Source organism: Deltaproteobacteria bacterium CG11_big_fil_rev_8_21_14_0_20_49_13 (assembly GCA_002796305.1).
Classification (GTDB): Bacteria; UBA10199; UBA10199.
The window spans coordinates 1-11,991 of record PCWZ01000078.1; the positions used below are offsets into that span (position 1 = coordinate 1).

The 11,991-nt window shown below is 49.4% G+C and carries 9 protein-coding genes and 1 pseudogene; 3 read left to right on the forward strand and 7 right to left on the reverse strand.

Annotated elements, in window-relative coordinates; genetic code table 11:
* Positions 1 to 2,853, reverse strand: a 2,853-nt coding sequence (locus COV46_07430; protein PIR16628.1) for a hypothetical protein, incomplete at its 3' end; no start/stop codon positions are given.
* A gap of 214 nt (positions 2,854 to 3,067) precedes the next feature.
* Between COV46_07430 and COV46_07435 the strand changes: the two are divergent.
* Positions 3,068 to 3,163: pseudogene (locus tag COV46_07435) on the forward strand (transposase).
* Between the two features lie 24 nt (positions 3,164 to 3,187).
* Here the strand turns inward: COV46_07435 and COV46_07440 are convergent.
* Positions 3,188 to 3,697: a hypothetical protein gene (locus tag COV46_07440; GenBank protein PIR16629.1), complete on the reverse strand. Its 510-nt coding sequence runs from the start codon at positions 3,695 to 3,697 to the stop codon at positions 3,188 to 3,190.
* A 463-nt stretch (positions 3,698 to 4,160) separates the two neighbouring features.
* On the opposite strand from COV46_07440, the gene COV46_07445 reads away from it, so the two are divergent.
* Positions 4,161 to 4,895 carry a hypothetical protein gene (locus COV46_07445; protein PIR16630.1) on the forward strand — a complete coding sequence of 245 codons (735 nt, stop codon included), beginning with the start codon at positions 4,161 to 4,163 and terminating at the stop codon, positions 4,893 to 4,895.
* 2 nt (positions 4,896 to 4,897) lie between these two features.
* Here COV46_07445 and COV46_07450 read toward each other — a convergent pair whose 3' ends face one another.
* Positions 4,898 to 5,212 carry a divalent-cation tolerance protein CutA gene (locus COV46_07450; GenBank protein PIR16631.1) on the reverse strand — a complete coding sequence of 105 codons (315 nt, stop codon included), beginning with the start codon at positions 5,210 to 5,212 and terminating at the stop codon, positions 4,898 to 4,900.
* 67 nt (positions 5,213 to 5,279) lie between these two features.
* Here COV46_07450 and COV46_07455 point away from each other — a divergent pair, with 67 nt between their 5' ends.
* Positions 5,280 to 5,768 carry a hypothetical protein gene (locus COV46_07455; GenBank protein PIR16632.1) on the forward strand — a complete coding sequence of 163 codons (489 nt, stop codon included), beginning with the start codon at positions 5,280 to 5,282 and terminating at the stop codon, positions 5,766 to 5,768.
* Positions 5,769 to 5,823: 55 nt separating this feature from the next.
* Here COV46_07455 and COV46_07460 read toward each other — a convergent pair whose 3' ends face one another.
* The 4 genes from COV46_07460 to COV46_07475 all read right to left on the reverse strand — a co-directional run bounded on the left by COV46_07460 (position 5,824) and on the right by COV46_07475 (position 11,949).
* Complete coding sequence (locus tag COV46_07460; GenBank protein ID PIR16633.1) at positions 5,824 to 6,345, reverse strand: hypothetical protein; 522 nt, start codon at positions 6,343 to 6,345, stop codon at positions 5,824 to 5,826.
* Positions 6,294 to 8,633 (reverse strand): hypothetical protein, encoded by a 2,340-nt coding sequence (locus tag COV46_07465; protein ID PIR16634.1) that lies wholly within the window; start codon positions 8,631 to 8,633, stop codon positions 6,294 to 6,296. The genes COV46_07460 and COV46_07465 overlap by 52 nt, the downstream gene beginning before the upstream one ends.
* A gap of 77 nt (positions 8,634 to 8,710) precedes the next feature.
* Entirely contained in the window at positions 8,711 to 9,802 is a 1,092-nt protein-coding gene (locus COV46_07470; protein PIR16635.1) for a 6-phosphofructokinase, read from the reverse strand.
* On the reverse strand, positions 9,799 to 11,949 hold the full coding sequence (locus tag COV46_07475) for a hypothetical protein (GenBank protein ID PIR16636.1): 2,151 nt from the start codon (positions 11,947 to 11,949) through the stop codon (positions 9,799 to 9,801). Before COV46_07475 ends, COV46_07470 begins: the two co-directional genes overlap by 4 nt.
* Between the last annotated feature and the right edge of the window lie 42 nt (positions 11,950 to 11,991).

The window sequence follows — 11,991 nt, forward strand, 5'->3', positions numbered from 1 at the left end:
CGCTATCGCTACTAATTCGGCCTGATCTTTTATGCCGTAGTCTTGGATACGGGCTGAAGTCCCCCTTCCATTCTGCACGGCGGCTATCTTCGCTATTTTTATTCGGTCGGTTTCTTTAATGATACCAAACTGTTTGATATGCTTAGAAATTGCTTTACTATCTTTACTAGCGATCGCTGTTGCTATTGCAACAGGGGCGGTTTGGTTGGTTATCCCAAAATCCCCTATATGTTCTGCGACAAATTTGGGGTCTGTTTCGACCCTGGCCATCGCATTTGCTATTTTATCTGCCTCCGTTACTCCATAACTTAAGTCCGTTCCCGGAGGGGTGACTGCGGTTGTTTGAACTGCCGCAGTTGGTGTTGCGGTCGCATCTGGATGCACTAGATCCCCGCCTGCGCGTGGATGACTGGTCTCGTCGGGATGACGGACTTCCCCCTCTCCCTGGCCTCCGGACTTATCTACGATGCCTCTTCTATCCCCGGCTATCGCTTCGGCAACCGCTCCCACTTTTAATCCGCCGCCGGCTAGACATACTAATACGGTTTCTAAAACCTGATTCAATGTCATCACGTCATAGTTGCCATTAAACGCTTCACGTACGTATTGATCGATCATCTCTTCAGATATCTCAACACCTGTGTCTCTTAAAAATGTAAACGCGGATCGAGAACCATTTACCGTATACCTGCGCCATACGTTCTCGATTAAATTCCTGCCGCCTCCCGCTGTCGCCGGCAGCAAGCCTGTTATCGCCATCGATAAACCAGTCGCTACCGCATCCTTTAGCCAGTCCTCGAATGTAGTTGACGTTATCCCAGCTTGATCTGTTGCTCTTCCCACTATATTCTCCATAGTTGAGCTATACGCTCCAAGCCCAAATCCACGCAAAGATCTTGTAACCCACGAAACGGTTTCTGCGCCAGCGCCTGCCGCCCCAGCTCCTATTCCTGAGCCTTTTAACGCCATGCTCAAAACAACTATCTCGAGCGTCGTCTGAAGCAGATTTATCGACGCCTCGATGCCGTCCACTTCGGCAGATTCCAACCCATTGTAAATTACACGATTCTCTCTTAACTCCCTTATCAAAATCGATATCGCCTTGTTTATGTCTTCACTGCTTTCAGCTCCCATTAATTTCCCTTTTATCAATCGCAGCGCCAAACACGCCCGCCTTATCTCTACTATATCTCCCATGCTTCTTGCTTCTTCTGCGTTAGCGATTAATCTCGATAAAGCGCCGTGGCTCTTGTACTTGTACCATAACGCAAATCTCGTCTCGTCAAGCGCTCCCGCAAGATTTGATATCATGGCGCTTAAATCTTTATCTCTTGCCTTCGGCTCACGATTATCTATTACTGCTTCTCCCATACCTTTGGCATGATAAACAATATCTGCGACATAGATAAGACGGTCTAACGATTTCCTGTAGGACGGCGAAATACCAGACATTATCGAAGATAAACCCCTTGCCAGATCTCGATCGATTCGCGACCCGCCTGACTTATCCATAAGAAGCCTAAATCCAGAACCTTCTACCAAAAAGTTAAGCCGCTGATTTAAAAATTTGCGCAATTTTTCTAGATATTTATCAAATTCCTCTTCGCTCTTTACCTTGCCTAAAGATTCCCTTAATTCTCTTGCACTTTTTTCTACGTACCCCCTTAAACTGCTTCTAATTCCCTTGTCTATGCTTGACCAATAACTTTCGGCCCTGGCAAGTTCTTCTAATTCCGCCAAATTGCCTTCTATCTGATCCTTAAGCTTTGCGCTCTTTGGCTTTCCTTCTGCTTTATATCCCGTTGCCTGTATTCCAATCTCTTCCAATATCCCTAACGCCGCAGTTCCAGCCTTGGCAACGTTATGTCCGGTCTCCGCCCAGTTAAAATAGTTTATTGTCGATATATAATCGCTAATCCCCTCGATTCTTTCGGTAGAAACATATGCTTTTGAAACTCTGCCAACAGCTTTGATTAAATCTGATCTGATTTGAAGCTTGTATTTGTCGTCTAAAATTATTCCGGCCAGCCGCCTCCTGCCGCTCTCGCTATTTATCGACCTCTCTACTATCGCGTCTTCGTCTATATCTATCATTTCCGATATGAAATCGCGGGCTAAATCACGCAAATCTGTGAACAAAATATATGAAACCGCTTTTCCGCTCGCACGACCGTAAAGCACCTCAAAAAGCGGCCCAAAACGAGGCTCTTTTAGCAAAGACGCGTAAGGCGTCCTAAAACTCATGTTATCGTTCAACTCCGCCTGCTCTATTAAAAATTTCCTGAACTCGCTAAATCCAAGCTTCCCGACATCTTTTATGCTTACGGCTCCGGTGTGATCTACGATACCCCAAAGAACTTCCTCTATATCGTCCAACGTTTGCTCTAACAGAAAATCACCTACTCCTCTCTTCAGATGGTAGTAATCTGCAAACCTGACCGCTACATCATTTATTGTTTTCAGGATGGGTGCTTTTCTTCCAAAAAGTGCCGGCACTCCAGACATTGCCTTTTTCGCCAGCAAATTCGCGGCCCCGCTCGTAGCGGCTTTCACATACTTATCGCTCTCCCGCCATCTATAGCTTTCCAAATCCACCAAACTTTTCCACGATATCAACTCTGCCGGCAAAGCATCTTTATAAACCAACATCAAACCCGCAAGCTCGTGCCATGATTTATCAAGAGCTATCAAATCGATATTGCCGCTCTCAACCCCTTCAACCATGATGCACAATATCTTGGGCGTTACTTCGGCCAACAATTCCTGCAAACGCGAAAAATCGCTAGGATCAATTTCAAAATACTCGCGAACGGAAAGCGAGCTTTTAGCTCCAAAATATAGATTAACAAGCATTTCTATATGCCGACGAACTCCTTCCGGCAAAATCAAAAGACGGCCCTTAAGCTCTCTCAAATTGCCTTCAGAAAATATCTGTTGCTGATAAAAATTCAACACAGATTGATTTGTCGTTTTGTTGACGGACATAATAAAAAAAGGGGTCAGGCTTTCCTAATTAGCTATTGACAAAAATGTGCCTACGTAAAAAGGGGGCATAGCCATACGCCGTATGACACGCAAGCCGCGAATAGAATTTCCGGGGGCTTTTTATCATATCATTGTGCGTGGAAATAACAGGCAAAAGATATTTGCCGACGATGAGGACTATAAATAGGAGTCAATCTTTTTCCTAGTTGAAATTAGGGAAATAGTGTTTTAAAAAAACGTTTTTAGGATCCCTGTTTTCTTTTTCAGACGATCCGAACGTTTTTTCTCTGTCACCATCCCCCGTAGCCTCCCTGTTTATCTCTTCCTCTGTCACACGGCCACCGCTATCTGAACATCTCCTCTCAAATCCCTGAGCAATTTGCTTAGATTGGTACCCAACATTGCCATCTGCCCCTTTGTGATACACGCTTCCCCCGACCTCGCCCGCGGCTTGCTGAATCGGAGCCTCCTGTACCGTTGTATCCGACGAACATGTCTTGCTCCCTGTAAATCCTTCCTTCACAGCATATCTCACGATGATCTTGTTCAGCTCCTCTGCCACCTCCGGCCCAACTGTGTTCCGAAAATCCTCGATACTCGTGTGATCGATCGTCTCCGCCGTCCCATCCACGCCGCACAACAAGCGCACCCCGGCATGATACCTTACCGTCTCTTCCGTCTTCCGGTCTGTCAGCCCGTCCATCGTCTGCATAATAAATGCCCCAAGATGCAACCGCAGATTGAGCGACGCACCACGGTTGATATCCGTAAGCTTCTACCGATGCCGGTTCGCTACTTCCGCTAGTTCTACCTACGGTAAGCATTCGCTGAGCGCCCGATACTTCCTCTCCTCCGGAACGTAGACTCCGACCGTCTTCATGTGCGAAAATAAATTCTTCTGATGTATCCCTTTCATCATAGTTGTCATAGCGCCTCCCCATGTTTGTTTGCTCTCTGTGGTTTTCGAACTTCATCTTGACAATTTTCGTGCCAAGAGTAGCGTTTAGGTGAAGCTCTTATTTTTCAATAGGTTGCGAATTGCGCCATGTGGCAGTGTTCAGATTTCAGAACAGATTACATGTCCGGAATTAGGGATTCCGAACAGACAATGTATTTTATGAGCAACTTTTGGTGTCGTTCTGCCGATAATAGTAGTAAGAGGTGTAAGTATATCTATGCCAGTAGACAAGGTCCCAAATATCGGAATAGGAATATCTCCGAACTTTCTTGCGCGCGTGATCGCGACCGCGGGATACATTGGTGATTCTTCCGAGGTCCGCGCAAAACTGCGTAAACTTCTTGGCGATCCAAAACCGGAGGAGCTCGACCTCGATTCCATACCCCCGGAGATAGCTGCGCTCTTTGCAGAAAAAGGGACGCTTCAAAAGATAAGAAAGAAACTTGAGTCGATCACCAAGAAACAGGCCAAACGCCTTGCCGCTACCAAGGGCCGCACCGCGTGTGTAGATGAAGACGACATTGTTTATGTAGGCGTCGATTTCCTAGAAAAGTATAAGGACAGAGAAGACCTGCTTGCCGGGATCATGGCCCACGAATGGGGACATATGGTGTCGCCGCTGCCTTCTGAAGAGGAGCTCACGGGAAATTCATATGATGAGCTGATGGCCATTCGCCGCGAAGACGAAGCCAACGCAGACGGCTTTGCCGGAAGGATGCTCTATTTAATGGGCTATTCGGTAGAGGACATGGTCGAGTTTCTAAAGAACCTCGAAAAGATCGAAAAGAAGATCGTTAGCAAGAAATATCATCCGGTAGATATAAGAGAGGCTATTCTAAACGAGGCCTTCGCCGCGCAGAAAAGGAGCCAAGATTCCGCTCGCAAGCTCTTGATCCACGCCGGACTCGGCTTCAGCCATGTTCTAAAGAGCAAGCTTATCGGCGAAGGATAGGCTTATCTCGTGCTATCGTAGATCCATTTCAGATAATCAGGCAAGCCATCGGCAATATCCATGGCTATCGATTCGGGGCATTCGTATGAATGGAGCTTTTTAAGCTCTTTCTTGATCTGACCGAATAGCTTCTTTTGGGACTTCATAATCATTAAGACTTCGGGTTCGTCGAATATCTTCCCCTTCCACCTGTAAATAGAGCGGAGCTTTGGGACCATGTTTACGCATGCAACGAGTTTTTTGCCGACAAGCGCCTTGGCTATTCTTGCCGCCTCTTTCTCGGAAGGGGCCGTTGAAAAGATAATGATATGCCTCATGGGAAGATATATGCGTCTAAAATAAGCTGTTGTCGAGCAAGAAGTTAAGGAGTATAATCGCCGATTGATGATCGAGTTTAAGACCATAGTGATCGGCACGATCCTTCTTTTCATAGCACTTGTTGCGGGGCCCTATTTCGCGGTTCAGCTTGATTACCTCGCCCCCCCGATACCCCTTGGCTGGTTCAAGTATTTCGGCGTTCTACTCATGCTGTTCGGAGCCCCCCTTGCGGCCTACTGCTCGTTCCTGCTCCTTGTCCCGGGCAAAGGGCATCCGGCACCCTATTCGTCGCCCGACGGAATGGTCGTGGCGGGACCCTACAGATACATGCGAAATCCGTTCATACTTGGATGGCTTTTGATACTCTGGGGAGAGGTTATCTTCTTAAGATCGGTACCGCTCCTTTTCTACGCGGTGATACTTTCGCTTTGCGTACACTTTTGGGTCATGGCCTTTGAAGAGCCTTCGCTAGAGGACAGGTACCGCGATGAATATAAAAGGTATAAAGCTTTGGTGCCTAGATGGATACCTCGTTTCGCGAAAAAAATCCAATGACCAATGAATATCCAAATCTCAATGCCCAATTATTGGGAATTGAAACGTTGTGATGTTATTCGTCATTGTGATTTGGCCGTTGGGATTTCTCCTTGATCATATCACGAAGCGTTGCCACCGCCTCAAGCCACTCCTTTGAGCCCGCCAGAAGATCTTCGGCCTTGTCAAGTATTCCGCTTGCCTGCTCATATTTTTCCAGCTCGAACTCGGAACGGGCAAGGTAATAATAGGCAATGCCGTTATTGGGATCGATATTGATAGCTTCCTGAAACTGCTTCTCGGCGACCTCAAAATTTCCGGCGGCCATCTCTCTTCTACCCTCTTCAACCACCTTGACCGATGCACGGGCCTTTGGAGTCGAGGCTATCATCAAGGGCTTGGGCTCGGGGCGGATCACCTCTTTCTTGGCGCCGGTCTCCTCCACTCGCTCTATTTTGGGCTTGGAGATAAAGCGTTTGGGCGCAGATTTATTGGAAACTCCGGCACAGGCGGAGAGAAGCAGGAGGCATGAAGCAAGAGGCAGAATCAGTTTCCAAATATTTTCTTTAGAAGACCTGTGGCAGGATGTAACGCGCATGGTTCGTTGGGTTCCGATCCTTCTACGAATGGTTCGAACGACGTCTCGGGACAGTTCTTCGTCGCGAGCTGTCCGGTTTCCGGGTCGATATTTACCAGAATCACATCGCCCGGTCGAGCAAAATCTTCCTGATCGTTGCCAACATAATCCCTCATGAAAGAGGCCCAGATGGGAAGCGCCGCACGAGCGCCGCTCATATTTATCCGGGCGTTGTCATCATACCCGACCCACGAAAGGGCCAGAAGTTGCGGCGCAAATCCCACGAACCATGCATCGCGATAATCACTTGTGGTCCCTGTTTTACCGGCGGCTATGCCTTTAAATCCAAGTCTCCTCGCCGAGGCCGCGGTGCCGTGGTCCACAACACCCTTCATAACGTCGGTTGTAAGATAAACAGGGCCTGCGTCGGAAACTCGTTTCATTTCAATCGAACGTTTATCAAGTACTTTTCCGTCCTTATCGACTATGGTTATGATAGATATCGCCTCTGCCTTGACACCTCCGTTGGGAAATACCGTATAGGCCGAGGCAAGCTCCAAAGGCGTTACCTCAAAGGATCCGAGCGAAAGACTTGGCACCGCCATGAGGTCACTCTTTATCCCGATATCGCGCGCGGTCTTGACGACGTTATCAAGCCCCGCCTCTATAGCTAGTTTCGCCGTTGCAATGTTATAGCTCTGTTCAAGCGCCTTGCGCAATGTGACACGCCCGTGCTCCTTTTTGTCATAGTTTGACGGCGTCCAATCCTTCCCCGCCGCCTCTACCGTGAAGGCCTTGTCTTCAACATAGGTGGATGGCGCGAACGGGGTCTTGCTCCTCTTGGGGTCGAAGGCGGTAAGATATACGAACGGCTTGAAAGTGGAACCGGGCTGCCTCTTTGCAAGTGTCACGTGATTGAACTGGCTCGAATAGAAATCTCTGCCGCCTACCAGCGCCCTTATGTAACCCGTCTGTGGTTGAATGACGACGAGAGCCGCTTCAAGGGGGCCCTCGTGGTCCTTGGGAAGGATCGAGGCATAGGTTGTTTCAAGTTTTTTGAGCCCGTTATCCACAGCCGATTCGGCATCGAGCTGGGCGGTCATGTCGATCGTAGTGAATATTTTAAGCCCTTCGCTCTCAAGCACGTCGGCCGGATAAAGGTCGACTATCTGCTGTTTGACGAAATCTATAAAATAAGGCGCCTTTACCGGCTGAGTGGTTCTTTCAGGCGGATTTATGGCCTCGGCCTTGGCGTCGGCAAGCTCTCGCGCGGTGATGAGATCTTCGCTATACATCTTATCAAGGACGAAATCGCGGCGGACGCTCGCCTTTTCTTTATGCTTGAATGGCGAATATTCGCTCGGGGATCTTATCATGCCGGCCAAAAGCGCGCATTCGCCAAGCGTTAGTTGGTCCACGTTCTTTGCAAAATAGAGCTTCGAGGCCTCTCCCACCCCCATAACGCTGGAACGTCCGCGCTGGCCCAGGTATATCTCGTTCAGGTATGCCTCGAGTATCTCGGCCTTTGTGTGCCGGCGTTCGAGTATCATCGCAAGGAGCGCCTCGTTTATCTTTCTTGTGAACGTCTTCCTGCTGTGAAGAAAATAGTTTTTAACAAGCTGTTGCGTGAGCGTCGAGCCCCCCTGAACTATCCTCATCGCAAAGAGGTCCTTCACCGCCGCGCGCGCTATGCCTGTTGGGTCCACACCCTTATGTTTGAAATAACGTTCATCTTCGATAAGGACGACCGCCTCGATAAGATGCTGCGGCACCTCTTTCATTGTGACAAGGGTGCGGTCCTCCATCTCATCGGAAAAAACGGGGGCGATAAGCTCCGGCTCCAGCCTCACCGTTGAAAGTTCTTCCTCATTTGTAATATTATTTATCTTTGAGACCGTTTCGCCGTCGAGCGTAAGCCTTATGGAAAATCCTGTGAACTTATCGTCCGGATAATCAAAATCGTGGAGATAGATGTCGATATAACCCTTGCCGAACGCGTAGTCGCCGGGACCGGTTATCTTATCGCCAGTGTCCCGGTAACCAAGGCGGTTTAGCTTTAGTTGTAGACCCTTATGTAAAAGGCCCACGCCGGGGTAAAGATATTCGGCATCGGAATATACCTTTGAAGGTATCTTCCATTTCTGCGAAAGTTCAAAACGCTGTTCTATTGAACGGGTGAGGTGGTTCAGATACCAGACGCCGAACAGGGTGAAACATACGGCAAAAAATACAGTTATTTTCAGCCACTTCCAGATCTTCTTGATCTTTGCCTTCTTTGCCTTTTCGGATCGTTTTGGCGAGAGCCACATATTAGAAACGGTATAACAGATATTTTCCCAAAATGAAATAAATTCCGTGGACACACGCGGTGGGTCTCCCCGGATGATTATCCGAAGAATGTGCCTAAGGACTTGGCGGTCCTTATGAGCTCGTGATCGGGCGGGACGGTCTTTAATTTACCTATCGCGTCGAGAAGGGATGAGTCCTTTATCTCGCCTCCTTTGAGCCCCACCATCCTGCCGAATTTGCCTTCAGCGACGAGCGCGGCCGCCGCGGCGCCAAAGCGCGTAGCAAGGAGCCTGTCGAACGCGGTCGGAGTGCCGCCCCTCTGAAGATGACCGAGAACGACTATCCTGGATGAGACGCCGGTCCTCTGTTCTATTATGTCGGCGACGTATTTGCCGATGCCGCCGAGTCTTATGGGATCGGGGCTGTCCTCTATCCTCTGCCTAACAACAAGGTCCCTTCCCTTTTCGTGGGCCCCTTCTGCAACGACGACTATCGAAAAACGTCTTCCCGACCCTCTGCGATCGTTTATCGTCTCAATTACGGCGTCCATGCTAAATGGCATCTCAGGTATCAGGACAACGTCTCCCCCTCCTGCAAGTCCGCCTCGGAGGGCAAGCCATCCGGCGTAGCGCCCCATTACCTCAACGACCATGACCCTGTGATGCGACTGCGCGGTGGCATGAAGATTGTCTATGGCGTTACTTATGACCTGGACCGCCGAATCGTGGCCGAAGGTCAGGTCGGTGGCGTTAAGGTCGTTGTCTATCGTCTTTGGAACTCCGACCACCGGAAGCCCCATCTTCTCCAACTTGTGCGCAACGGTCAATGTGCCGTCACCGCCTATCGCAACAAGGGCGTCTAGCCCCCACTTCTCAAAATTCTCCGCGACCTTTTTCGAAACATCTTTTTTAACTGCCTTGCCCCCTTCGATCACCGCATACTCAAAAGGGTTTGCCGTGTTGGAGGTGCCAAGTATGGTTCCCCCGACGGCAAGGATGTTGGAAACGCTCGAGTAGATTAGGTCCTTCGCCCTTCCTTCTATCAACCCCTCGTATCCGTCCTCAATCCCCAGCACGGTCATTCGGTGGTCGTTCATCGCCTTCTTGGCAACTGCCCTGATGACCGCGTTTAACCCCGGGCAATCACCGCCGCCGGTCAGAACGCCTATTCTTTTTATAGTTTTTTTCATAGTATCACCCTCGCATCCAATGCAACCCCCCCCTTGCCTTTGTGAAGCAGATAGAACGGGTTCATGTCTATCTCTTTTATCTCGGGAAAATCGGTGGCAAGTCTGGAGAGCCTTAATAGGGACTTTTCTACAACGTCCGTATCGTAAGGCTTTCCGCCGCGCGCACCTTTGAGTATGGAATAGCCTTTAAGCTCTGTGAGCATCTCGCCCGCCTCGACATGATCGAACGGACAGACCCGAACACGTGAGTCCTTCAATATCTCCACAAATATTCCGCCAAGACCCGCAAGGACCGTGGGACCAAAGTTCGGGTCCATCTTTGTGCCAAGGATGAGCTCGCATCCGTCCTTTAACATCGGCTGGACCAGAACACCTTCTATGCCATCCCCGCGAAAGCGGGGACCTCTCTCACCCGCTCTAGGTCCATGCTTCCGCAGGGATGACAGTGCGCGAGAAGCGCCTTTCATCATCTCCTTATATGCATCCACAACATGTTCATCTCCCCTTATGTTCAAATGAACCCCGCCAAAGTCGGTCTTGTGGGATATTTCGTTCGACACTATCTTCATAACGACCGGATAGCGGAACTTCTTCGCCGCCCTAACTGCTTCGTCCGCACTCCTGGCCAACACACCGTCAACCACAGAAATTCCATAAGCCTTGAATATGTCCATAGCCTCATGGATCAGCGGATTTCTTTTTTGTTTTTTGCAAAGCTTTATTACCTTAGCCACTCTTGCCTTGGCACCCTTAGGAACGCTGGCGCTCTTCTCCGAAACTGAATGCCGCTTTTCACACTGACGCCTCCAAAAATCGCGGGACCTCGCCATGGCGTACATGGTCGCCGAAGGGACCGGAAAGATCGGGAACGATACGTCCTTTCTGAGACGTTGGAACTCGTCCTCGTCGGTGGCAACGCACACGCCGACAGGTTTGTTATATTTCTTGGTAAGTTCGGAGATGTTCTTTAGAAGGCTCCTCGTCATCTCCCCCTCTTCCGCGCTCAAGTAAATGTGCATGAACACGACCCCGTCCACATTCTTCTGCTGCAACATCTTTTCTATAATCTTTATGTACATGCCGTAATCAAAAAGGTCGCCTACATCTATGGGGTTGGTTATCTTTATAACGTTCCCGCGCATCTTCTTTTCGATATTCTTCTTGAGGGCCTCGCTCAAAGGAGCAAGCTCAAAACCAACGTTTTCCGAAATATCTGCCGCAACTATGGCGTACCCCCCGGACCTTGAGATAATGGCCAGATTGTTGCCTTTAAGCGGCGGCATTGGAAGTATCTTAAGCGAATTAAGTATCGACTCCTTGTCCCTGACGCGAATAATGCCGCACTGTTTGAACGCTGCGGAGACCACCGAATCGTCGCTGGAAAGAGAGGCGGTGTGAGTGGCGGCTATCGACCTCGCATGGGTCCCTATGTTCGCCTTGTGGATAATGATAGGTTTTTTTGAGCTCCTTGCAAGCTCCATCAGACGCTTGCCGTCGCTGATCCCCTCCAGATACATGGCGATAATATCGGTCTCGTCATCTTTCAGATAATATTCAAGCATGTCGTTCTCGTTCACGTTTATCCTGTTGCCGATGCTCGCAAATTTAGAAAGACCCAAACCCTCGTTCTTGAAGATGGTCAGATACGAAAAACCGACCCCTCCGCTATTGGTTATCACCGATATCTTGCCGCGCTTGAACGTGTCCTTCATTCCCAGGAACGAGGTCATGAGCCCGGAATAAATATCCATGGTCCCGATGCAGTTGGGGCCGATAAAGCGGATACCGTGTTTCTTTGCCACCCTTACTATCTCGTCCTCTATCTTGCGGCCGCTCTCGCCATATTCCCTGAATCCTGCCGATTCTATGATGACGTGTCGAATACCCTTTTTGCCGCAGTCCTCCACGATGGCCGGAATGGTCGGCGCCGGCGTCAAAATCACCGCCAGCTCAATCGGGTCCTCTATCTCCATTATGGAGTTGTATATCTTCCGGCTGAAAAGGGTCCCCTCTTCCCTTCCGACCTGATAGATTATCCCCTTGAAGCCGAACTCCAAAAGGTTCGCGACGATGTTCTTTGAAAGATTCCTCGGCGATTCGGAAACGCCGACGACAACCACGCTTTTTGGTCTGAAGAATTTCTCCATAAGTATCCCCTTGATTAATGGTTAAGACCGCATTAGATAAAC

Bases quoted from the DNA above. Each gene is read 5' to 3' on its own strand.
- COV46_07440 (PIR16629.1), bottom strand. From the start codon at position 3,697: ATGCAGACGATGGACGGGCTGACAGACCGGAAGACGGAAGAGACGGTA.
- COV46_07445 (PIR16630.1), top strand. From the start codon at position 4,161: ATGCCAGTAGACAAGGTCCCAAATATCGGAATAGGAATATCTCCGAAC.
- COV46_07450 (PIR16631.1), bottom strand. From the start codon at position 5,212: ATGAGGCATATCATTATCTTTTCAACGGCCCCTTCCGAGAAAGAGGCG.
- COV46_07455 (PIR16632.1), top strand. From the start codon at position 5,280: ATGATCGAGTTTAAGACCATAGTGATCGGCACGATCCTTCTTTTCATA.
- COV46_07460 (PIR16633.1), bottom strand. From the start codon at position 6,345: ATGCGCGTTACATCCTGCCACAGGTCTTCTAAAGAAAATATTTGGAAA.
- COV46_07465 (PIR16634.1), bottom strand. From the start codon at position 8,633: ATGTGGCTCTCGCCAAAACGATCCGAAAAGGCAAAGAAGGCAAAGATC.
- COV46_07470 (PIR16635.1), bottom strand. From the start codon at position 9,802: ATGAAAAAAACTATAAAAAGAATAGGCGTTCTGACCGGCGGCGGTGAT.
- COV46_07475 (PIR16636.1), bottom strand. From the start codon at position 11,949: ATGGAGAAATTCTTCAGACCAAAAAGCGTGGTTGTCGTCGGCGTTTCC.